The organism is Caballeronia sp. S22 (genome assembly GCF_964261745.1).
In the GTDB taxonomy this organism is placed as follows: Bacteria; Pseudomonadota; Gammaproteobacteria; order Burkholderiales; family Burkholderiaceae; genus Caballeronia; species Caballeronia jiangsuensis.
In genome coordinates this window covers 1,221,563-1,243,130 of sequence record NZ_OZ180036.1, presented here as the reverse complement: position 1 = coordinate 1,243,130, position 21,568 = coordinate 1,221,563, and the positions used below count along the sequence as shown (strand labels likewise).

The 21,568-nt window shown below is 62.1% G+C and carries 24 protein-coding genes; 12 read left to right on the top strand and 12 right to left on the bottom strand.

Annotated elements, in window-relative coordinates; translation table 11 throughout:
• Nucleotides 1–7: 7 nt before the first annotated feature.
• A complete protein-coding gene (napE, locus tag ACEN42_RS21075) occupies nucleotides 8–166 on the bottom strand; it encodes a periplasmic nitrate reductase, NapE protein (RefSeq protein ID WP_035502476.1) in 159 nt (52 codons plus the stop codon).
• A 331-nt stretch (nucleotides 167–497) separates the two neighbouring features.
• Here napE and ACEN42_RS21070 point away from each other — a divergent pair, with 331 nt between their 5' ends.
• Complete coding sequence (locus tag ACEN42_RS21070; protein WP_187605226.1) at nucleotides 498–926, top strand: hypothetical protein; 429 nt, start codon at nucleotides 498–500, stop codon at nucleotides 924–926.
• 89 nt (nucleotides 927–1,015) lie between these two features.
• On the opposite strand, the gene ACEN42_RS21065 is transcribed toward ACEN42_RS21070, so the two are convergent.
• Nucleotides 1,016–1,357: a zinc ribbon domain-containing protein YjdM gene (locus ACEN42_RS21065; protein WP_371882269.1), complete on the bottom strand. Its 342-nt coding sequence runs from the start codon at nucleotides 1,355–1,357 to the stop codon at nucleotides 1,016–1,018.
• A 214-nt stretch (nucleotides 1,358–1,571) separates the two neighbouring features.
• On the opposite strand from ACEN42_RS21065, the gene ACEN42_RS21060 reads away from it, so the two are divergent.
• Nucleotides 1,572–3,023: an aldehyde dehydrogenase family protein gene (locus tag ACEN42_RS21060; protein ID WP_371881313.1), complete on the top strand. Its 1,452-nt coding sequence runs from the start codon at nucleotides 1,572–1,574 to the stop codon at nucleotides 3,021–3,023.
• A 104-nt stretch (nucleotides 3,024–3,127) separates the two neighbouring features.
• Here ACEN42_RS21060 and ACEN42_RS21055 read toward each other — a convergent pair whose 3' ends face one another.
• Both ACEN42_RS21055 and ACEN42_RS21050 read right to left on the bottom strand, forming a co-directional pair.
• Complete coding sequence (locus ACEN42_RS21055) at nucleotides 3,128–3,466, bottom strand: hypothetical protein (RefSeq protein WP_187605223.1); 339 nt, start codon at nucleotides 3,464–3,466, stop codon at nucleotides 3,128–3,130.
• Nucleotides 3,467–3,562: 96 nt separating this feature from the next.
• Entirely contained in the window at nucleotides 3,563–4,510 is a 948-nt protein-coding gene (locus ACEN42_RS21050; RefSeq protein ID WP_035502484.1) for a LysR family transcriptional regulator, read from the bottom strand.
• 478 nt (nucleotides 4,511–4,988) lie between these two features.
• On the opposite strand from ACEN42_RS21050, the gene oxlT reads away from it, so the two are divergent.
• The 5 genes from oxlT (at nucleotide 4,989) to ACEN42_RS21025 (ending at nucleotide 9,532) form a co-directional block, all read left to right on the top strand.
• A complete protein-coding gene (gene oxlT, locus ACEN42_RS21045) occupies nucleotides 4,989–6,335 on the top strand; it encodes an oxalate/formate MFS antiporter (RefSeq protein WP_371881312.1) in 1,347 nt (448 codons plus the stop codon).
• Between the two features lie 14 nt (nucleotides 6,336–6,349).
• Nucleotides 6,350–7,288: a LysR family transcriptional regulator gene (locus ACEN42_RS21040; protein ID WP_371881311.1), complete on the top strand. Its 939-nt coding sequence runs from the start codon at nucleotides 6,350–6,352 to the stop codon at nucleotides 7,286–7,288.
• A gap of 161 nt (nucleotides 7,289–7,449) precedes the next feature.
• Nucleotides 7,450–8,463 carry a 2-dehydropantoate 2-reductase gene (locus ACEN42_RS21035; RefSeq protein ID WP_035502487.1) on the top strand — a complete coding sequence of 338 codons (1,014 nt, stop codon included), beginning with the start codon at nucleotides 7,450–7,452 and terminating at the stop codon, nucleotides 8,461–8,463.
• Between the two features lie 114 nt (nucleotides 8,464–8,577).
• Complete coding sequence (locus ACEN42_RS21030; protein WP_371881310.1) at nucleotides 8,578–8,799, top strand: hypothetical protein; 222 nt, start codon at nucleotides 8,578–8,580, stop codon at nucleotides 8,797–8,799.
• Nucleotides 8,789–9,532 (top strand): GntR family transcriptional regulator, encoded by a 744-nt coding sequence (locus ACEN42_RS21025; RefSeq protein WP_035502489.1) that lies wholly within the window; start codon nucleotides 8,789–8,791, stop codon nucleotides 9,530–9,532. The genes ACEN42_RS21030 and ACEN42_RS21025 overlap by 11 nt, the downstream gene beginning before the upstream one ends.
• 87 nt (nucleotides 9,533–9,619) lie before the next feature.
• Here the strand turns inward: ACEN42_RS21025 and sucD are convergent, their stop codons facing one another.
• Nucleotides 9,620–10,492 (bottom strand): succinate--CoA ligase subunit alpha, encoded by an 873-nt coding sequence (gene sucD / locus ACEN42_RS21020; protein ID WP_238292845.1) that lies wholly within the window; start codon nucleotides 10,490–10,492, stop codon nucleotides 9,620–9,622.
• Nucleotides 10,493–10,504: 12 nt separating this feature from the next.
• The gene (gene sucC, locus ACEN42_RS21015; protein WP_238292843.1) at nucleotides 10,505–11,695 is read right to left on the bottom strand and encodes an ADP-forming succinate--CoA ligase subunit beta; all 1,191 of its coding nucleotides are present in this window, start codon (nucleotides 11,693–11,695) and stop codon (nucleotides 10,505–10,507) included.
• A 413-nt stretch (nucleotides 11,696–12,108) separates the two neighbouring features.
• Here sucC and frc point away from each other — a divergent pair, with 413 nt between their 5' ends.
• From frc to ACEN42_RS21000, 3 genes are all read left to right on the top strand, one after another.
• The gene (gene frc / locus ACEN42_RS21010; RefSeq protein WP_187605218.1) at nucleotides 12,109–13,371 is read left to right on the top strand and encodes a formyl-CoA transferase; all 1,263 of its coding nucleotides are present in this window, start codon (nucleotides 12,109–12,111) and stop codon (nucleotides 13,369–13,371) included.
• Nucleotides 13,372–13,641: 270 nt separating this feature from the next.
• Complete coding sequence (locus ACEN42_RS21005; protein ID WP_035502495.1) at nucleotides 13,642–14,430, top strand: fumarylacetoacetate hydrolase family protein; 789 nt, start codon at nucleotides 13,642–13,644, stop codon at nucleotides 14,428–14,430.
• Between the two features lie 11 nt (nucleotides 14,431–14,441).
• On the top strand, nucleotides 14,442–15,149 hold the full coding sequence (locus ACEN42_RS21000; protein WP_371881309.1) for a hypothetical protein: 708 nt from the start codon (nucleotides 14,442–14,444) through the stop codon (nucleotides 15,147–15,149).
• A 69-nt stretch (nucleotides 15,150–15,218) separates the two neighbouring features.
• On the opposite strand, the gene ACEN42_RS20995 is transcribed toward ACEN42_RS21000, so the two are convergent.
• The 3 genes from ACEN42_RS20995 to ACEN42_RS20985 form a co-directional block, all read right to left on the bottom strand.
• Nucleotides 15,219–15,473 carry a CsbD family protein gene (locus ACEN42_RS20995; protein WP_187605215.1) on the bottom strand — a complete coding sequence of 85 codons (255 nt, stop codon included), beginning with the start codon at nucleotides 15,471–15,473 and terminating at the stop codon, nucleotides 15,219–15,221.
• Between the two features lie 86 nt (nucleotides 15,474–15,559).
• Complete coding sequence (locus tag ACEN42_RS20990; RefSeq protein WP_238214700.1) at nucleotides 15,560–15,916, bottom strand: response regulator; 357 nt, start codon at nucleotides 15,914–15,916, stop codon at nucleotides 15,560–15,562.
• Nucleotides 15,913–17,424 (bottom strand): RAD55 family ATPase, encoded by a 1,512-nt coding sequence (locus tag ACEN42_RS20985; RefSeq protein ID WP_371881308.1) that lies wholly within the window; start codon nucleotides 17,422–17,424, stop codon nucleotides 15,913–15,915. The genes ACEN42_RS20990 and ACEN42_RS20985 overlap by 4 nt, the downstream gene beginning before the upstream one ends.
• 783 nt (nucleotides 17,425–18,207) lie before the next feature.
• On the opposite strand from ACEN42_RS20985, the gene ACEN42_RS20980 reads away from it, so the two are divergent.
• Both ACEN42_RS20980 and ACEN42_RS20975 read left to right on the top strand, forming a co-directional pair.
• Complete coding sequence (locus ACEN42_RS20980) at nucleotides 18,208–18,849, top strand: DUF2968 domain-containing protein (protein ID WP_371881307.1); 642 nt, start codon at nucleotides 18,208–18,210, stop codon at nucleotides 18,847–18,849.
• 130 nt (nucleotides 18,850–18,979) lie between these two features.
• Entirely contained in the window at nucleotides 18,980–19,795 is an 816-nt protein-coding gene (locus tag ACEN42_RS20975; RefSeq protein WP_371881306.1) for an OmpA family protein, read from the top strand.
• Between the two features lie 85 nt (nucleotides 19,796–19,880).
• On the opposite strand, the gene ACEN42_RS20970 is transcribed toward ACEN42_RS20975, so the two are convergent.
• From ACEN42_RS20970 to ACEN42_RS20960, 3 genes are read right to left on the bottom strand one after another with little or no spacing between them, the layout of a single operon-like run.
• Nucleotides 19,881–20,396 (bottom strand): methylated-DNA--[protein]-cysteine S-methyltransferase, encoded by a 516-nt coding sequence (locus ACEN42_RS20970; protein WP_371881305.1) that lies wholly within the window; start codon nucleotides 20,394–20,396, stop codon nucleotides 19,881–19,883.
• A 38-nt stretch (nucleotides 20,397–20,434) separates the two neighbouring features.
• Nucleotides 20,435–20,695 carry a hypothetical protein gene (locus ACEN42_RS20965; protein WP_187605208.1) on the bottom strand — a complete coding sequence of 87 codons (261 nt, stop codon included), beginning with the start codon at nucleotides 20,693–20,695 and terminating at the stop codon, nucleotides 20,435–20,437.
• Nucleotides 20,688–21,446 (bottom strand): DNA/RNA non-specific endonuclease, encoded by a 759-nt coding sequence (locus tag ACEN42_RS20960; protein WP_371881304.1) that lies wholly within the window; start codon nucleotides 21,444–21,446, stop codon nucleotides 20,688–20,690. The genes ACEN42_RS20965 and ACEN42_RS20960 overlap by 8 nt, the downstream gene beginning before the upstream one ends.
• Nucleotides 21,447–21,568: the final 122 nt, after the last annotated feature.

Below are 21,568 nucleotides of genomic sequence, written 5' to 3'. Positions count from 1 at the left end.
ACGCTCGTTAATGATGTGGCGGGCCGCCAACCAGCATCTGATAGAACCAGACCGCGAATCCGTAAGCGGCAATGATCATGACCGTGAGTACGGGAACCATGACGACGGTCAGAAACAGAAAGCTGCGCAACTCTTCGGACTGGCGTATTTCGTTTTTCTCATCCATGGGGCGCTTCGGATCTCGCTTGGCAATGTGGGAAAGGCCAGCACGAAAGATGACTTCAATGTTGGTATAGGGAATACATCTTTTCAAGGCGAAAATGCGTTATTCGCGTTGCGGCTCGTGTAACGGTTAATTAAGTCTGATCGGGGAGACGTATCCGATTGCGGTGCGACAGGCGTTTATCGTTTCGGCTCATTGAACATTCGCTTCGTTGGATGACTGCGTATCGCAACGCTGCATTGCATGTCTTTGCCATAACTTTCGCCGTAGTCCGAAAGGCGCTAGGCGGTCGGGTTCATAGAATTCGGGCACCTCAAACCACGCAATTTGGATCATGCCGACCAAGCTCGAATTCCAGACCCCCGAAGGACGTCTCTCGCTTTCCATCTTCGACGCTCAATTCATGGCCTATGACGCGGGCGAGCTCGCTTATCGATCGACGCGGGATTTCGTCGCGCGAATGCAATCGATGGGCCTCGGCGAACTGGCAGAAGCTTATGCGCGTCTTCTCGCACAGAACAAGGTTTCGGTGATGGAACTGCACGAAGCGCGCGAGGATGCGCAAGCGTGTATTGGTAGAGATGCTGAGTGCGCGGTGATTGCGGAGGGCATCATGCCGCGTGTTGAGAGAATTCGCGAGACGATCGCGCAGACGCAAGTCGACATGCGCGCGAATGTGGAGCGGCTGGCCGCGCTATCGGCGGCTTGCGATCATGCGTTGCGGCAGATTCCGGGTTATCGGCCGCCGGTGTGTGGGTCGTGAGGAATGTGGCCCTGCACTCGCAAAATCAGATCATATAAGGATGCCTACACAATTCGCCGCGTATAGGCTTCCTTGGAACGTAGACTACGTTAAGCCTTTTTGACGAATTCCGTCTTGAGACTCATGGCTCCAAAGCCATCGATCTTGCAGTCGATGTCATGATCGGCATCGACGAGCCGAATGTTTTTGACTTTCGTGCCCATCTTCACCACGCCGCCGCCGCCTTTGAGCTTCAGATCCTTGATGACAGTAACTGTGTCGCCATCGTGAAGAACGTTCCCAGCGGAATCACGATAGATCTTGGCGGCGGGTTCCGATGCGCTGTCCGTCTGCGCGGACCACTCGTGCGCGCATTCGGGGCAGATATACATGCCCGCATCTTCGTATGTGAATGCCGATTGGCACTGGGGGCAGGGAGGTAGTGGCTTCATACGTATCGCTCGATGACTTGCGGAAAATTGAAGGCCCGCAGTATAACGCCGTACGATGGTCAAGGTCATGACGCCGCACCAGCCCCAACCTCACCCCTCGCCGCTATATCCGTTCATACATTCCGTCCTATATAAACGATAAGAATGTTTTGCTTTCGTGAATGGTGGTTCTGCGCCAACATGAGGTGATTCTGAAAATCACATGGAGCGAGACATGGACAACAACACGGACCTCAAGCGCTACGAATTGCTGATCAACGGCGAATTCGTTCCTCCGAGCGGAGGTGAATATTCGACGAACCTCGATCCCGCCACAGAGAACCCGATATCCCGCGTGGCACAGGGTACGTCCGCCGATGTCGACCGCGCAGTGCAGGCCGCGCGCGCCGCGCTCAAACGGTGGAACGCGATCCGTGCAGCCGAGCGCGGCCGCATCCTGATGAAGCTCGCCGAGTTGCTCCGCGAAAATCAGGAAGAACTCGCGGCGCTCGAAAGTCTCGACGCAGGCAAGCCGATCGCGGGCGTGCAACGCCAGGACGTGCCCGCCGCCATCGACACACTCGCCTATTACGCCGGCTGGTGCGACAAGATCAACGGCCAGGTCGTGCCCGCGCGCCCCGACGCGCTGACCTACACCGTTCGCGAACCCGTCGGCGTCGTCGCGGCGATCGTGCCGTGGAATTTCCCGCTGATGATCGGCATGTGGAAGATCGCGCCCGCGCTCGCATGCGGCTGTACGCTGATCGTGAAACCCGCCGAAATCACGCCGCTCTCCGCGCTGATGGTCGGACGGCTCGCGCTCGAAGCCGGCGTGCCGCCGGGCGTGCTCAATATCGTGACCGGCAAGGGCTCGGTCGTCGGCGACGCGCTCGTCGCGCATCCCGGCGTCGACAAGGTCACGTTCACCGGGTCGCCGTCGGTCGGACGCGGCATCCTGCAAGGCGCGGCGGGCAACTTCAAGCGCGTCACGCTCGAACTCGGCGGCAAGTCCGCCAACGTGATTTTCGCGGACGCGAATCTCGACGGCGCCGTGCGCGCGGCAGCCTCCGGCATCTTCTTCAACGCCGGCCAGGTCTGCTCGGCGGGCTCGCGGATTCTCGCGCAACGCGCCGTCTACGACGAAGTCGTCGAGCGCCTCGCCCAGCGCGCGCGGACCATCAAGCTCGGCGATCCGTCGAGCCGTGAAACCAATATGGGCCCGCTCATCTCCGCCAAGCAGATGAAGAGCGTGCTGGACTATGTGGATGTCGGCAAGGAAGAGGGCGCGTCGCTCGTGACGGGCGGCAGGCGCTCAGGCGAGCGCGGCTTTTTCGTCGAGCCGACAGTGTTCGCGAATGTCGAACACGAGATGCGCATCTCGCAGGAGGAAATCTTCGGGCCGGTCGCGAGCGTCATCCCCTTTGACGATGAAGCCGACGCATTGCGCATCGCCAACGGCACCGCCTACAGTCTCGCCGCGGCTGTATGGAGCGCGGATATCGGCCGCGTGCATCGCATGGCTGCCGAACTGAAGGCGGGCACGGTCTGGGTGAATACCTACGGCTTCACCGATGTACGACTGCCGTGGGGTGGCTCAGGCGATTCCGGCTTCGGCCGCGAACATGGCGATGTCGCCATCGAGAACTTCACCGAGCCGAAGGCAGTCTGGGTCGCACTGACGCCTTAAGGGAAACGCCGCCGCGGGCAACCGCGGCGAATCATGCAAACACGAGAAGACGCAAAAGGGCGGTCCGGAATTTCCCGGACCGCCCTTGTCGAGAGTGAAGAGCCTTAAGCGCGCGCCGTTTCCTGGTTGCGCGCTCGCCAAAGCCGCGCCCGCTGCGTGCTGTCTTCATATTGAACCGTGTTTTGCCGGCATGCTTCGACAGTCGAATTCTTGCGCTCGACGATCGCCTGGCAGAGAAACTCCGCGCTGTACGCCTTCAGGAGATGCGGAGAGTGCGTCTCGATGTACTGCGCGATCTTCCCGTAGTCGCTGTCCGCCGACGCAAGCGCGAGATAGGTCTGCACATCCCAGCGGAACATCAGATCGAGTTCTTCGAAAGCGGTATTGAATGCGCAGACTTGCGCCTGAACTTCGCGGTCATCGCTGTACATTGCATGGATCATGATCGTCTCCTGTATGGCCGGGGGCATGAATGCAGGATAGGTAACACGATCCATATACGATAGTTAAAGTTTTTTCGCTTATATATTCAGGAAGCGTTATGAATTGGGCTTTCCGGTCTTCGCGACGATTTGCGTGATCGCTTCGATCTGTGCGGCCCCTTCTTCGACGAGAAACTGCTTGAAGGCGAGCGCCACCGGCGGCAGACGCTTGTTGTTCCGATGCACGACGAACCAGTTGAGCATCACGGGAAAACCCTCGATATCGAGCACCGCCAGTTTGCCGACCTGCAGCTCCATGCTGATCGTGTGCGCGGACAGAAAGCTCACGCCCATGCCGGCGATCACCGCCTGCTTGATCGTCTCCGTGCTGGTGATTTCCATCGCGACGTTCAGGTTCGAGAGCCGGCCCGCGAAACCTTCCTCCATCGAGTTCCAGGTATCCGAACCTCGCTCGCGGACGATGAACGGCTCGTCGGCCAGTGCTTCGAGCGGTACGTTTTTGCGTCCGACGAGCGGATGATCCGGCGGCGCGACGATCACATACGGATGCGGTGCAAAGGAAACGTTGACCGTATCCATGTCGCGCGGCGGACGCACCATCACGGCGAGGTCGGTGAGATTGTCGGAAAGCTGATGCAGCAGTTCTTCGCGATTGTGTACCGCAAGGTTGAGCCTGACATCGGTATTACGCTGCGTGAATGCCGCAAGCAGTCGCGGAAAAAAATAATCGCCCGCGCTGATCACCGCGACACTCAGCGTGCCGCCCGAAATGCCCTTGAGCCGTGCCATCGCGTCGTCGGCTTCGCGGAATTGCTCCAGGATCGCACGGCTGTAATGGAGCATTTCATTCCCGGCCGGCGTGAGGTAGATTTTCTTGCCCAACTGCTCGAAGAGCGGCAAGCCAGCGTGCTCCTCCAGTTGCTTGACCTGCGTCGAGACGGCGGGCTGAGTGAGATAGAGTTCCTCGGCGGCGCGAGAAAAACTCAGTCGACGGGCAACGGTCTCGAAGATCTTCAACTGACGCAGGGTAGCGTTGCGGAGCACGGCGATCCTTCATCCATTAACGATAGCTAATTTATACAATAATTTTTTCTAACTTTCCTTAATCGTTTTTCTCCCCCACGATGCTTTCACGTCCCCAAAAGTTGTAAGGAGGACGGTCGCGGCTAGCACGAACGGTTATGCTTAACCCCGAGCATCGGCCACGCGCTTTTCGCCATGTATCACGGCACGACTCAGCAAAAACCCGAAGCCTGCAAAGGCGCATCAACCATCCGGACTTTATTGGGAATCGCTTGAAATGATTCGTCGATCGCCTGACGCGGATGTTTGCCTGACGTGCGAATCGATCGCCCACTTCAGTATGTGCAGCACGCGCGACATGCGCGACAGGCGGCCTCACGCCCACGCCGCCTGGACCGAGCACTTCCCCTGACCGACCGCCCGCCGCCGGCGCACCGCGCCGGTTTCTCGCAGCACATCAAGCGCCGTACGAGCGCTAGAAAACATAACGGAGACAGACATGGCAAGCGCAGACACGGTTGTGTCCGGGCAATCGCACGGGCGTCATCACAACAGATGGTTCCAGCTAGTGATCGGCATCATATGCATGGGGCTGGTCGCCAACCTGCAGTACGCATGGACCCTGTTCGTCGTCCCAATGGATGCGAAGCATCACTGGGGTCAGGCGGCGATTCAGACCGCCTTCACTATTTTCATCGTCACCGAAACCTGGCTTGTGCCCGTCGAGGGCTGGCTCGTCGACAAGTTCGGCCCGCGGCCGGTCGTCATCGGCGGTTCGATCTGCGCGGCGCTCGGCTGGATCATCGACGCGAATGCGACGAGTCTCATCCATCTCTACATCGGGGCGGTGGTCGCGGGCATCGGCGCGGGCTGCGTGTACGGCACGTGCGTCGGCACGGCGCTCAAGTGGTTCCCGGACAAGCGCGGTCTCGCTGCGGGCATGACGGCGGCGGGCTTCGGCGCGGGCGCGGCCGTCACCGTGATTCCGATCTCCAACATGATCCAGAGCTCGGGCTACGAGCACGCGTTCATGTTCTTCGGCATCCTGCAGGGCGCGTGCATTTTTGTGCTGGCGCTGATGCTCGTGCGGCCCAATCCGCCGAAGGGCATCGTGCCGGCCAAGCGTATCGTGTCGACGAAAATCGACTACACGACAGGGCAGATCGTGCGCTCGCCGCTCTTCTGGGTGCTGTACCTGATGTTCGTGTTCGTCGCGGCGGGCGGCGTGATCGCGACCGCGCAGTTCGGGCCGATCGCGAAGGAGTACGGCTTCGCGAAGATGCCGGTGAACCTGCTGGGCGTGACGCTGCCGCTGCTCGCGATGACGTTGTCCATCGATAACCTGTGCAACGGCTTCACGCGTCCGCTGTGCGGTTTCATCTCGGACAAGATCGGCCGCGAGAACACGATGTTCATCATCTTCCTGGGCGAAGGCGTCGCGCTGCTCGGGCTGATGGAGTTCGGGCACGATCCGTATCTCTTCATGCTGTTCGCGGCGATGACGTTCCTGTGCTGGGGCGAAATCTTCTCGATCTTCCCGGCGACCTGCGCCGATACCTTCGGCAGCAAGTACGCCGCCGCCAACGCGGGCACGTTGTACACGGCGAAGGGCACGGCATCGATGCTGGTGCCGCTTGCATCGGTGCTCGCGTCGGTCGGTTCGTGGAACGCGGTGTTCATCGCGGCGGCCGTGACGTCGATCGCGGCGGGACTGTGCGCAAAGTTCGTCCTCGCACCGATGCGCAAGCGCTGGATCGAAAACACGCTGACGGAAACGTCGGCGGATTCATCGGTCAACGCGTCGTTCCAGACGGGCTGGGACGCATCGCGCAACACGGTTCAGTAAGGGCAAGTCGAGGCATGCCGCGCGAACCGTCTCCATCGCTCAGCGTATCGCTGCATCAGTTGAGATTGTTCGTCACGCTCGCGCGGCATCGCAGCTTCACGCGCGCGGGCGATGAATTCGGCATCACGCAATCGGCGGTCAGCCGCAGCATCAGAGAACTCGAAGACGAAGTCGCGCTGCGGCTCTTCGATCGCACCACGCGCCAGGTCGCACTCACCGACACCGGGCGCCGCCTGCTCGCGCGCATCGCGCCGCTCGTCGAGGAACTGGAAGCGACGCTGCGGCCGCGCGCGCAGGAGGCTGGCGAACCGGGCGTCGTGAATCTCGCGAGCAGTTGTGGTCTCACCGCGAGCGTCTTGCCCGGCATGCTCGCGTCCTGCCGCGAGCGCTTGCCGGATATCACGATCGTGATGATGGATCGGCCGCAGAACGCCGTGCTGCAACTCGTTCGCTCGGGCGAGGCGGAACTGGGCGTCGTGATCGCGCCGGAGAATCTCGACGAACTCGCCGCCGAACCGCTTTTCGCCGATGGACTCGCGGCGGTCGTGAGCGCGTCGCATCGGCTCAGCGAGGCGGCGCGCATCGACTGGCAGCAATTGCGCGGCACGCCGCTGCTCCTTCTCGATGATGACACCGGCAGTCTCGTCGCCATCGAAGCCGCGCTTGCGCTGCATGGCGTGACCGGCGCGGTTCGCCAGAAACTCACCCAGTCGGCGGCGGTCGCACGCATGGCGGAAGCGGGACTCGGCGTCGGTATTCTGCCGATGCACGCGCGCGCCGCATGCGACAGCGCGCAGGCGCGCTTCATCCCGCTAGTGCCGGACACGTCGCGCACGATCATGCTCGTGCGGCGCAAGAGCCGCGCATTGCGCGCGAGCGCGGCCGGTGTGTGGTCGCACATCGTGGCGGCCTCGTCGCATACTGTGATCTCGGGTCAGCCTGTCGACGCCTGACCGGCGCTTTTCCCTGTATTCATTCCAGCCCGCGGCGCGCTTCGCGCATGCGGGTTTCCGCTCGTCCGCAAGTACACGATTCGCCTTGTTCTTGGTCGATACGGAATGTAGTATCTTGTATATCAGAGAGCTAAAAGGCTACAACCCTCAGGAGACGAACCATGAAAATCTGCGTGTACGGCGCCGGCGCGATCGGCGGATATATGGGTGCGCAACTGGCGCGCGCCGGGGCGGAGGTCAGTTTCGTCGCGCGCGGCCCGCATCTCGCGGCCATGCAGGCGAACGGCGTGAAGCTGCGCATCGATGGTCAGGAGCACGTCGTCAAGGTGCGCTGCACGAACAATCCCGCCGAACTCGGTCCGCAGGATTACGTGATCATCGCGCTCAAGGCGCATTCGATTCCCGGTGTCGTCGATCTGATTCCGCCGCTGCTCGGGCCGGAGACGGCGATCGTCACGGCCGTCAACGGTTTGCCGTACTGGTACTTCTACAAGCACGGCGGCGAGCTCGAAGGCACGAAGTTGCAGAGCGTCGATCCTGGCGGCCGGCAGTGGGACGTGTTCGGGCCGGAACGCGCGATCGGCTGCGTGCTGCTGCCGGCGGCGGAGATCGCGGAGCCGGGTGTCATCGAGCATCACTACGGCAAGAAGTTTCCGATCGGCGAGCCGAGCGGTGAAATCACGCCGCGACTGCAGGCGCTGCACGACATGATGGCCAAGGCGGACATGGAAGCGCCGATGCGCGACAACATCCGCGACGAAATCTGGCTGAAGCTCTGGGGCAACCTGTGCTTCAACCCGATCAGCGCGCTGACCGGCGCGACGCTCGACGTCCTGACCAGCGATCCCGGCACGCGCGCGCTCTCGAAGGCGATGATGCTGGAAGCGAAGGCCATCGGCGACAAGATCGGCGTGAATTTCCGCGTCGACGTGGAGCGGCGCATCAACGGCGCGGGCGCGGTCGGCGCGCACAAAACGTCGATGCTGATGGACTGCGAGGCCAATCGCCCGATGGAAATCGATCCGCTGATGACCGTCGTGCAGGAAATCGGCCGTCTCGTTCACGTGGACACGCCAATGCTCGACGCGGTGCTCGCATTGATCAAGCTGCGCGAGGGCGTGAATCAGGGCACGGCGAAGCCGCTGCCGCTCCCGCAATCGCAAAAAGCCGCCTAAACTGCAGACGAAGGCACCAGCGTTGTTTCTGATATACAAGATGCAAAATATGTTGATCTCTGTTGCGATGCAGCATATACTGAGGGCTCTTGAGTGATTTGACTGGAGCCTGAAATGAGCATCGCCCTGTTGGTGGTTGTCGGATTCGCGCTGGTTGCCGTGGGTACGGGTGTTACGTTTATGATTGCGTCGGCGGTGCCGCAGAGCATGCTGCAGCGCGCACAGAATCACGGTCGCTTCGCCGGTCTTGCGGCGGATGACCAGAACGGCGGTTCGGGCAAGCGTGTCGACCCTCGCCGTCCGCACATGGGAAATCAAGCCATCAATGCCATCTGATACTCAATCCGTAGACAGGCCGGAAGTTCGCCCCGACGTTCGTCCGTCCGGGCTCACGCTTTCGCTGGAGCCGATCAATGCCACGGTTTCGCTGCGCGATCAGGCGTACGCGAAGCTGCGGCAGGCGATCGCCGAGGCGGACATCTACCGCTCGCGGGAAGAAATCCGTCTGGACGAGAAAGAGCTGACCGAAGCGCTCGGCGTCTCGCGCACACCCATCCGCGAGGCCATGACACTGCTCGAGCAGGAAGGCTTCCTGCGCACGGTGCCGCGCCGGGGTGTCTATATCTTGCGCAAGACCAAGCGCGAGATCGTCGAGATGATCCACATGTGGGCGGCGCTGGAAAGCATGGCGGCGCGGCTCGCGACACAGCGCGCGACGGACGAGGAAATCGCCCATCTGCGCCACATGTTCGACAATTTCCGCGACTCGACGCCCGCCGAGCACATCGACGAATATTCGGATGCGAATATCGCGTTCCATTCGGCGATCGTGCGTCTGTCGAAGTCGGAAATCATCTTCGAGACGATCAAGAACATCTTCGTGCACGTGCGCGCGATCCGTAAGATGACGATCTCGCAGAGCGACCGGGCGTCGCGCTCGATCGTCGATCACATGCGCATCATCGAGGCGCTGGAGAAGCGGGACACCGAACTGGTCGAGCGGCTCGTGAAGCAGCATTCGCTGGATCTGGCGGCGTTCGTCGAGGCGAATTGCGACTTTCTGGACTGATGCCGGATTGAAGTTCGAGTCATGAAAAAGGCTGCGTGGCGTTTGCCGCGCAGCCTTTTTGCGTTCAGGCTCGCTGAACCGGTACGACTAGCGTATCGCGTGGACCATCGTTTCGCCGAGCGCGGCAGGCGAATCCGCGACATGGATGCCCGCCGACTTCATCGCGTCGATTTTCGCGCTCGCCGTGCCCGAGCCGCCCGAGATGATCGCGCCGGCGTGGCCCATGCGGCGTCCCGGCGGCGCGGTCGTCCCGGCGATGAAGCCGACCACCGGCTTTTTGGTCTTCGATTCCTTAAGGAATTGCGCGGCTTCCTCTTCCGCCGATCCACCGATCTCCCCGATCATGATGATGCCCTCGGTGGCGTCGTCTTCGAGAAAGAGCGCGAGGCAGTCGATGAAATTCGTGCCGTTCACCGGATCGCCGCCTATGCCGATGCACGTCGTCTGCCCGAGCCCGGCGGCGGTCGTCTGCGCGACGGCCTCATACGTGAGCGTGCCCGAACGCGACACGATGCCGATCTTCCCCGGCTGGTGAATATGCCCCGGCATGATCCCGATCTTGCATTGCCCCGGCGTGATGACGCCCGGACAGTTCGGCCCGACGAGCCGGCTGTTCGAACCGGCGAGCGCGCGTTTGACGCGCAGCATGTCGAGCACCGGAATGCCTTCCGTGATGCAGACGATGAACGGCACCTGCGCGTCGATGGCTTCGAGGATCGCATCGGCGGCGAAGGGCGGCGGCACGTAGATGACGGACGCGTCGGCGCCGGTCTTCGCGACCGCATCCGCGACGGTGTCGAACACGGGCAACTCCAGATGCGTCGTGCCGCCTTTGCCGGGCGTCACGCCGCCGACCATGCGCGTGCCGTACGCGATCGCCTGTTCCGAGTGAAACGTGCCCTGCGCGCCGGTGAAGCCCTGGCAAATCACTTTCGTATCTTTATTGATCAAGACGCTCATGCTGGTGTCCTCTCAGTGAGCGACGGCGCCGACGATCTTGTCGGCGGCATCGGCGAGGTTTTCGGCGGGGATGATCGTGAGGCCGGAGGTGCGCAGGATTTCGCGGCCCGCATCGACATTCGTTCCAGCGAGGCGCACGACGAGCGGCACGCGCAGATCGACTTCGCGCGCGGCCGCGACGACGCCTTGCGCGATGACGTCGCAACGCATGATGCCGCCGAAGATGTTGACCAGAATGCCGCGCACTTTCGGGTCGCGCAGAATCAGCTTGAATGCGGTGGCGACGCGTTCCTGCGTCGCGCCGCCGCCGACATCGAGAAAGTTGGCCGGCTCGCCGCCGTATAGCTTGATGATGTCCATCGTGGCCATCGCGAGGCCGGCGCCGTTCACCATGCAGCCGATGTTGCCGTCGAGCGTCACGTAATTCAGGCCGTGTTTTGCCGCTTCGATTTCGGCGGGATCTTCTTCGTCCTCGTCGCGCAGCTTTTCGATGTCGGGATGGCGATAGAGCGCGTTATCGTCGAAATTGAGCTTGGCGTCGAGCGCCATCACGTCGCCGGAACCGGTCACGACGAGCGGATTGACTTCGACGATGGACGCGTCGAGATCGACGAACGCCTGATACAACGCCGTGATGAATTTCGATGCCGCGCCGACCTGCTTGCCGCTCAGACCGAGGCCGAATGCGATCTGACGTGTGTGAAACGGTTGCAGCCCGGTCGCCGGATCGATCGCGACCTTGAGAATCTTTTCCGGCGTACGGTGCGCCACTTCCTCGATTTCCATGCCGCCTTCGGTCGATGCCATGATCGTGATGCGCGACGTGGCGCGATCGACCAGCATGCCGAGATACAACTCGCGCGCAATATCGCAGCCTTCCTCAACATAGAGACGCTTCACTTCCTTGCCCGCCGGCCCGGTCTGCTTCGTCACGAGCACCGATCCGAGCATCTGCTGCGCGTTCTCGCGCACCGCGTCCACGGACTTCACGACGCGCACGCCGCCTTTGCCGTCCGGATCATTGGAAAAGCGTCCCGCGCCGCGGCCGCCGGCGTGAATCTGCGACTTCACGACCCAGACCGGTCCGCCGATCGCGCGCGCCGCGTCGGCGGCTTCCTGCGCGGAAAAGGCGACGCGGCCTTCCGGAACCGCGACGCCGTACTTTCGCAGCAGCGTCTTCGCCTGATATTCGTGGATGTTCATTACGTCTCCTGATGTCCTCTAATGGGAGTAGGCGCGGCAAAAAACGTATCCTTCGTCGCGCTGAAATACTGTATATCAGATTTCACGGCGAGCAAAAGGTTTTAGCGGGTATGGTGGAGTGACGCGGGTAATGGACGAAACTTCGGAGGAATACGGTAGTTGCTGCGATGCAATATCGATGATGGCGAAAGCACCATCGGTGAAGCATTCCAGACAATCGTGCAGTGCATCACAGGGTTTGTTCCGACCGAACTATAGTTGACTAATATTGTGTCTGGAATATTGTATATCACGGGAGCCGAGATGCTCGGCAGCTGCCGCGAGGATGCGCGCAAGGCTGGCACGATGGCGCAAAGGATGTACAAATGAATCTGAATCCATAAACGTCGAACTAAAGAATTGGGAGACAAGCCATGACGGTGAACAACTCTGGCAAGGCGCTGGACGGCGTGCGCATCCTGGATTTCACGCACGTTCAGTCGGGACCGACCTGCACGCAGCTGCTCGCGTGGTTCGGCGCGGACGTGATCAAGGTGGAACGCGCGGGCGCGGGCGACATCACGCGGGAGCAACTCCGCGACATTCCCGACGCCGACAGCCTCTACTTCACGATGCTCAACCACAACAAGCGCTCGATCACCATCGACACCAAGAATCCCGAAGGGAAGAAGGTGCTCGAGACGCTCGTGAAGAAATGCGACGTGCTCGTCGAGAACTTCGCGCCGGGCGCGCTCGATCGCATGGGCTTTACGTGGGAGCGCATCCAGGAGTTGAATCCGCGGATGATCGTCGCTTCGGTGAAAGGCTTCGGCCCCGGACCCTATGAGGACTGCAAGGTCTACGAAAACGTCGCGCAATGCGCGGGCGGCGCGGCTTCGACGACCGGTTTCGACGATGGCCCGCCGGTGGTCAGCGGCGCGCAGATCGGCGATTCCGGCACGGGCCTGCATCTCGCGCTCGGCATCGTCACCGCGCTGTATCAACGCAACACGAGCGGACGCGGCCAGAAAGTGCTCGCCGCGATGCAGGACGGCGTGCTCAACCTCTGTCGCGTCAAGCTGCGCGATCAGCAACGGCTGGAACGCACCGGCGTGATGAAGGAATATCCGCAGTATCCGAACGGCTCCTTCGGCGAAGCGGTGCCGCGCGCGGGCAACGCATCGGGCGGCGGTCAGCCTGGCTGGATTCTCAAGTGCAAGGGCTGGGAAACCGATCCGAACGCGTATATCTACTTCATCACGCAGGCGCCGGTGTGGGGTGAAATCTGCAAGGTGATCGGCAAAGAGGAGTGGATCGACCATCCGGACTACAAGACGCCGAACGCGCGCCTGCCGCATCTGAAGGACATCTTTGCGGAGATCGAGCGCTGGACGATGTCGAAGACCAAGTTCCAGGCGATGGAAATCCTCAACAAGCACGACATTCCGTGCGGCCCGATTCTCTCGATGAAGGAAATCGCCGAAGAGCCGTCGCTGCGCAAGACGGGCACGGTGGTCGAAGTGGATCATCCGGTGCGCGGCAAATATCTCACGGTCGGCAATCCGATCAAACTGTCCGACAGCCCGACCGAAGTCGTGCGCTCGCCATTGCTCGGCGAGCATACGGACGAAGTTATGGCCGAACTCGGCTATACGCCCGATCAGGTCGCAACGCTGAAGAGTCTCGGCGCGATCTAGACGCCTCTCACGCAATTGGTCTGCCTCACGCCGCCTTCGAAAGAAGGCGGCGCGGACCCGGCACGTCCATAGAAACCGAGACGCGCGACATGAGCAGCACGGTTGTCCTGTAACGAAGCGACGCAGCCAAGCTCATCCACGGAACTACCCGTCATGATGCTCGGCGCGAAGTAAAAGTGGGCTCGCGGCGCGGGCCTGATCCGATGTAAGGAGGAGGGGACGAGAGCGCGGGCCATGTACGCCCGCGCTCCTATTCTCAAGGAGACAGATTTGACACACTGGATTCGTTTTCGCGATGCCGGCGGCAGCATCGGCTTCGGTACGCTCGATCAGCACTCGGGCCGCGTCGTGCAGCACGAAGGCGCGATGTTCGACCGCCCGCGCCCGACGGACATTTCCTTCGCCGCCGACGACCTCACGCTGCTCGCGCCGTGCCAGCCGAGCAAGGTCATCGCGCTGTGGAACAACTACTACGCGCTGTCGCAGAAACTCGACAAGGCGCCGCCGCAGCATCCGCTCTTTCTGATCAAGCCGCCGATGTCGGTGATCGGGCCGAACGAGTCGATCCGCCGGCCGAAGAGTTATCAAGGCAAGATCGCGTACGAGGGCGAACTGGGCATCGTGATCGGCAAGACGGTGAGCGGGGCGTCGGTCGAGGAAGCCGAGGAGGCGATCTTCGGCTATACGTGCGTGAACGATGTCACCGCGATCGAACTGCTGCAGCAAGATCCCAACTTCGCGCAGTGGTGCCGCTCGAAGGGCTTCGACACGTTCACGTGCCTCGGGCCCGCGATCGTCACGCCGGGCAACGGCTTCGACTGGCGCACTGCGAACGTCGTCACGACGCTCGAAGGCGTCGAGCGTCAGAACTATCCGCTCGACGACATGATCTTCTCGCCCGCCGAACAGGTGAGCATGCTGTCGCAGGACATGACGCTCGTGCCCGGCGATGTGATCGCGTGCGGCACGTCGATCGGCGTCGGCTCGATCAAGGACGGCGCGCGCGTGGATGTGTCGATCGCGGGCATCGGCACGCTGTCGAACGTGCTGGCCGTCTGAAGGAGGGACGCATGTCCGATGCTCTGGCCGGCGCGCTGTGCGTGCTCGCGGCGTTGTCGGCGGGTTCGTCGATGCGGGCTGGCGCGGCGCGTGCCCATGCGCGTGCGTTGGCGGCCGCCGGCGCGGTGATCGTCGTCGCTGCTTGCGCGAGCGGCGGCCCTGCCGCCATGGCGACGCTGGCCGCCGCGCTCCTGCTCGCCGGTGTCGCGGGATTCGCCGGATATCGATTCGGTGGGAGCGCTTCGATTGCTTCGGGTGCATCGACGCACGCGTCGCTCACCACGATCGCTTTCGTCGCATGGGTGCTGCCGGGCGCGAACGGCGCGTATGCGGTCTTCGCAGGCGGCGCGATGGCGGCGCTGGCTTGTCTGGTCTGCGCGCGGGCGAATCGCGAAAGCATGTCGTTGCAGCCGCTGCATCTCGTCTGCGCCGGCGCGTGCGCGGCGCTCGCCTATGTGCTCGGCGCGCAACCCGGCGCGCACGCCGTGGTCTTGGTCGTTGCGATGGTCGCGCTGATCGGTGCGCATTTGTCGCTCGCGATGGGCGGTGCTGCGGGCGCGCCGGCCGCGAGCGCCTTGAGCGCGGCAGCGTCGTGCGGGCTTGCCGTTGCGGCGGCGCTCGGCGGCGCGCATGGCGCGCTCCTCGTGGCGGCCGTCGCGATCGCCATCGGTTGCGCGCGGTCCGCGGCGCTCGCCGGCGTCGCGCACGAGGCGAAATAAACGAAGAAGCCGGCGTGGTTTCCCACGCCGGCTTCGTTTCCATGCGTCATGCGCTCTGCTAGTCGCGCATCAACGATCGCGGTTCCACAACGCGCCGAGCACGAAGCCGACCGCCGCGGCGATCAGCACGCCCTGAAGCGGCTGATTCGCGACCGCCAGGCGCACGTTGTCGACGGTCTGCCCGTAACTCTGCTGCAAGTTGCCATAGGCCTGCCGCACTTTGCCTTCGGCTTGCGTCGCTTCATCCCCGGTCAATGCGCCGACCGCGTCCTGTACCTTGCCGACGACTTTTTGTGCCGCGCCTTCCACTTGATCCTGCACCATGGTGCCTCCTTTCGGGTTGAGCGGTTTCTCGTAACTCCGGAATCGCCGGAACGCACCTCTACAGCACGCCGCGTGCCTAAGTCCGCTCAGGCCGGACCGATAAGGCTTTTGACGCTGTCGACCAGATCATCGATGGAAAGCGGCTTGCGGCGAAACTGCGCGTGCGGATGTTCGAGCGCCGGCGCATTGGCCGCCGCGCTCATGAGGATCACCGGCACGCCTGCGAGCCCGTCGCTCGCGGCCAGTTGCCGGATCAGCTCGACGCCGTCCATGTGCGGCATCATCCAGTCGGTAATGACGAGCGCGGGCGGATTCGAGCGCGCCGCGTCGAGTGCGGTGCGTCCGTTGGAGGCCGTGGAAACCTCGTAGCCCTCCATTTCGAGCACGAGCCGCCACGTTGTCAGAATGTCGAATTCATCGTCGACGACGAGGATTTTTTTCATGCGCGCGCGCCGGGGTCCGACACAGAGAGCGCGGGCGCGAGCGACGGGTGTCCGGACAGCATGCCCGTCGGGCCGATGAAGCCTTCGCTGATATGCAGGCCGCGCGAGTCGATCGTGAGACGGCGAATCGCCGAATCGTGCGGGCCTTCGCGCTGCTTGACGATCGACACCATGCGATACAGCGCGGAATTCGCCTCCACGTACCGCATGAGCACGATGTTCTCCGTCATCGCGGACGCGCGCAGCGTCGTGGGCAGACCCGCATCGCCGTAGAGCGGCAGCTCCTCGGTAAGGATGGTGGTCACGCCCGCATCGCGCAGGCGGTGCGTGAGCGCGTTGAGAAAGAGCCCGAAGCGCTCGGTGCGGTTCGCGGATTGAAAGAATCCGTCGATACCGTCGACCACGAGCCGCGACGCGTTCGCGTTCCTCACCGCGTTCATCAGCTCGACGGCGAGCTCGTCGATCGCCAGTTCGACAGCAGGATGCCAGTGAATCACGAGGCGGCCGTCCTGCGCGGCCGGCACGAGATCGATACCGACCGACTGCGCTTTCGCCAGCAGCCGCTCGGGCGACTCGTACAGGCCGAAATAGACGCAGCGCTCGCCGCGCTCCACGCCCGCCAGCAGGAACTTGAGCGACATGAGCGTCTTGCCGACGCCCGACGGCCCGACGAGCGTGGTCGTCGAGCCGCGCACGACGCCGCCGCCGAGCATCTGGTCGAAATCGGGAAATGCGAAGCCGAGCTTGCTCGTGAAGTCCGGCGTCCCGAGATCGTTCGCGGGCGACGCCTCGATGCGCGGAAAGGTCACGAGGCCGTTTTCGGTGATCTTGAAGAAGTGCTTGCCGAGCAGGTGATCGCGGGCGCGCAGCTTGTGGACTTCGATTTCGCGAGCGCGACGCATGCCGGTGTTGTAGCGGTTCAGTTCGATGAGCCCATCGACGAGCGTGTGCTCCGGATGCGGCTCGTTGCCGGAAAGCGGCGCGAGGATCAGCGTCGTGCAGCGCGCGGCGCTCACGAACGCCGACAGCTCGTGGATGAATTGCGAGAGTTCGAGCTCCGTCGAACTGAATTCGCGCCCGCTGCGAAATCCGTCGATGACCATGAAGCGCGGGCGGCTCGTCTTGATCGTCGCGGCGATCAGCGCAAGAAAACCGGACAGGCCGTCGCGCATCAGCTCGTGATAGCCGGAGACGAAGAGCATCCGGTCGGAGATGGCGTCGGCGTTGTAGAACGAGAGCGCCCGCAGGTGGGACAGCAGCTTGGTATGCGATTCGGCGATCAGCGTGATGTACAGCACCATGTCGCCCTGCGCGACGCGGTGAAAGCCGATCTGCGACGAGAGAATCGTCTTGCCCGCGCCCGCCATCCCTTCGATCAGATACAGGCCGCCTTCGACGAGACCGCCGCCCAGGATTTCGTCCAGGCCCGCAACGCCGGTCGTCACGTTGCCGTCGTTGGCGGCGGGCTGCCTGGGTTGATCGGTCGAGTGCTTGTCGTCTTGAGTCATGGCATTTTCGTTTTTACTTGGCGATTCAGCATTTTTGCGAAGGCGCATTATGGCGGACTCTTGGCAAGCTGTGGCTGCTTGCCGCACCAATGAGTCCCGCTGCCGTGCCGTTTGCGGGCCGTTCTCTGCTTCGTCGCTGCGCTCCACGAGGCGTGCGCTGGCCATGCTTGCTCTGGCAAGCGAACGCTTACGGCACGCATTTTTCACGCCTGATCGCTATGTCGGATGGGATAGGCGGCCCGCGGGCAAGAATTGTTTGAGAACTCTCTCATGGGCAGGGGGCGCGACAGCTGTTGAAATGGCGAACGATGCAGTACACGAACGCCGTGTGTTTCTCGCGGCGGCTCCATTCCGGCGCTCGTGCGCCCTCATTGCCTTTTCCTTGCCATGCACCGTTCGCACTCGATCCCGGGCGCTTTTGCGCTCCTTGCCAGCCTTTTCGCGTTTTTCGCCATATCCGTCGCGCCGGCTCACGCCGTAGAGCCTTTGCCCGACGCGCGCATCTTGTCGGACACGCCGTTCGACTTTCGGGCAGACCGAGACATTTTCTCGCGCATGCCCGCAGAACACGGGGATTCGCGCATTTTCAAGCCGAGCGAAATCATGCGCCGCGCAACTGAAGCGCGATTGATGAACGAACGCCCCGGACAACAGCCCACGATTTGAGTTTGGCGTGCTTTAATCGCGATCGGATATAAGCCATTTCGATCGTCTGGAATTAATGGGATTACAGCGCCATAATCCATTACGGACGATCTGCTTTGCCTTTATGGAAGAATCGCAATGAAGCGTTTGGTGATTGCGGAAATCGCGCTAATCGCGGCGAGTTTGCTTATGCCGCTCCCGTGGGCCTGCGCCGCCGGCGATATGCGCGCTGGTCCATCGCCGAACAGTCCGGAAAAGGCCGTTACGACAAATGGCGATGTCGCGGAACGCGAAACGCTCATTACCGCCGGCAAAATAATAGAGTTGCGCAGGACTTACAATGGCAGTTATGGCGCAAGTCTTTCGTATTATGCCGAGCAGATGACTTATTACGTTGCACTGTTTCAGCAAAGCAATATCTGGCGCGTCTTCAAAACGCAAAACGAGGCGCGTGCCGAAGCCGTCTATTCCGATTTCGCGAAAACATCGACCACGCTCGCCGATGCCGAAATCAAGCGCATCAAGCTCGAAGCAGAAAAGGCGTATGCCGACCGGCAAATTTCCGTCCAGCAGGAACGGGCCAATCGGCTGCAGGCGGATCTCGATATTGCTCGCGCGCAGCAAACTCAGGTGACGACCCATCAGCTGGAGCAGCAGAACGCGATCCGCGAATTGCGTACGGAGCAGGCGGCCGCGCAGGCGCAGCTTCGCGCGCTGCAGACGCGTGTGCAGGAACTGCAAAAGCAGTCGGACGGCGATCTCCCCGCGCCGGCCAAATAGGCATTTTGCTGTACGCGCCTCAGAGCTCCGCAATTTGGGAGTTGTCCGCTTAAAGCGCATGAAACACCGGGCTACAATCCCGCAGCTTTTGGATTGCTCATCGATAGTTGAACGCATCCGAAATCGAATCATGAATCTGCCTGCCGCCTTTGGGAATGTCCCAAGGCCCGGAAATGAGGCGCGCTTTCAGCGGCTTCGCGCTTTCAAATTGACTCGCATGTACACCAAATTGCTCACGAAAACCCTTGCCGTTAGTCTTATCGCCGCTGCTGCACTCGCGGGCTGCTCGTCCACCTCGGGACCGGCTTTCAATATCAGCCAAATTCAGACGTCGGATGGCCAAAAGGCTTACCGCGCCGAATGCTACGGCGTTTTTGAGAAGGGCAGCGCCTGTATGACCGCTGCTCAGAAGATGTGCGGCACTCAGCCGGTCAATGTGCTCCAGACGCTCGTCGGCACGCAAGCGCCCAACGATCCCCGCAGCGTGATCTTCAATTGTGCGACGCCGGTACAGCAGGCTCAGCCGGCTCCCGTTACGCCGGCTCCCGCTGCGCCCACAAACGAGCCACAGCCGGCTCCCGCCAAAGCAATGGCCCCCGCGCCGCGCAAGGTCTTGCTGGACGAGAAAACGAACTTCGCGTTCGACAGCGCTGTGTTGACGCCTAAGGCCAAGGGCATTTTGAATCAGCTCGTCGCCGAATCGCAGGGTGCGAACTTCGCGTCCGTGACCGTCGAGGGTTATACGGATTCGACGGGCCCCGATGCCTACAACGTCGGTCTGTCGAAGCGTCGCGCTCAAGCTGTGCTCACGTATCTCAAGGAGCGCGGCCTGCGTGCCGACAAATACTCGCTGAAGGGGTTTGGCAAGACGAACCCGATCGCGTCTAACGCAACGGACGTTGGTCGTGCGGAGAATCGCCGCGTGGAAGTCACGCTCATGCCGTAATTTCACGAAGGACAGCGCCCCACGAAAAAAGCCCGCGAACCGGAAGGTTCGCGAGCTTTTTCGTTCACGCGTCGAAGACGTCGGTTCAGAAGAGCGTGAGCTGCTCGCGCCCCGGCCCGCCCTCCAGCGTAAGCAAATGACGCTTGCGCTCCACGCCGCCTGCGTAGCCGGTCAATTCCCCGTCGCCGCCAATCACGCGATGACACGGCACGATAATCGCAACCGGATTGCGGCCGTTCGCGCCGCCCACGGCCCGCGACGCGCCCATAGGCAAGCCGAGCCGACGCGCGAGATCGCCGTAGGTCCAAGCCTCGCCGAAGGGAATCTGCCGCAGTGCATCCCAGACTTGCCGCTGAAACGCCGTCCCGTCGAGGTTCAGCGCGATCGAAAATTCCTTGCGCACGCCGGAGAAGTATTCGCCGATCTGCTCGCGCGCCTCGCTGATCACGCGCGATCTTGGCAGCGCGTCGGACAGCGTCGGCTGCGGCAGGCCGTCGGGAAAATGCTTCTGTCCGACGAAGAAGAGCCCCGTCAAGCAGTCGTTTTCGGCGCGATACAGGATGTGCCCGAGCGGGCTCGGGCCGACATGGCATTCGATCACTTCGATTCTCCGCGCGGCTGTTTCCGACGATCGCCGCTTCAGATGAACGGATTGTCGGCGGTGCCCGACGGCGCGCCCGGTTCGTCGGGCAGCTTCGCGGGCAGCGACGCATCGCTCTGCAAGACTTCGATGATCGCACCGATCGCCTTCTGAAGCGCGAGGGCGTTTGCGAGTCCCGCCTTGTCGCGCGCGATCGTCAGATCGACGCTGATCGTCAGGCGCTTCACGCCGTTTTCGATGTTGACCGCGTCGCCCGCGATGTTCAACACGTCCGTATCGTTCGCAAATGGCTTAAACACCTTGCAACCCTCCAATTCGTTTGTCCTTCAGTCCGTCCGGTATGCCGGGAAATGCGAGGCCGCTCATCGCTTCCAGCTCGCGCACGGTTTTCATCGTGTAGGTGTTGGTCGGCGTGTTCTCGACCACCACCGCGAACGCGATCTGACGCTGCGGCAGATAAACCACCTTATACAGTTGCGTCGGCACGAACACGCGCGATTCGCCGATCGTCTGCAACTGACGTCCCGAAAAGAGCGGGCCCGTGACGACGAACGACTCGCCCGATTCCTCAGTCAGCCTGCGCACCGCTTGCTCGATGCGCGACCAGATGCGCCGATTGTTCGATGGATCCTGCGGCACGATGTTCGCGAGCGAGAACGATTCGGCCATGCCTTTCTTGCTCGCGCGATCGCCAGCGGGGCTCATGTGGCCGCGGTCGTAGCCGCTCTTCTTGTAATCGGAAAGCTGCGCGCTATCACCGGGCGGCAGGCGCTTGTCGACGAAAAAGCGATTGGTGCGCGTGTTGTTCTTTGCTTCATCGACACTGTTCGCGGTCAGATGCTCCGCCGACCAGAGCGGGCCTTTCGTGATGCCGGAATGAAGCAGCGCGAAGTCGGTGTAGCAGACTTCCTGCGTCGCCGCGCGCATCTTCGAGTTGACGACGACGGGCGCGCGACCGTTCGGACTGAACTGCGGGCAATCGTTCGCGGATGCGCTGACACAAACGAATGCGAAGAGCGCGGCGGCGAATGCCTTGATGCGAAATGGCATGCTTGAGAAGGTCCAGTCGACGTTCGGGGCCGCAAGTATAAGCGCTCGAGACAGCGCGCGGGGCGGGTGAACGCGCGGGCGCGTGTGAAATTCAGGCGCGCTAGAATGCGTCGGCCGACGTC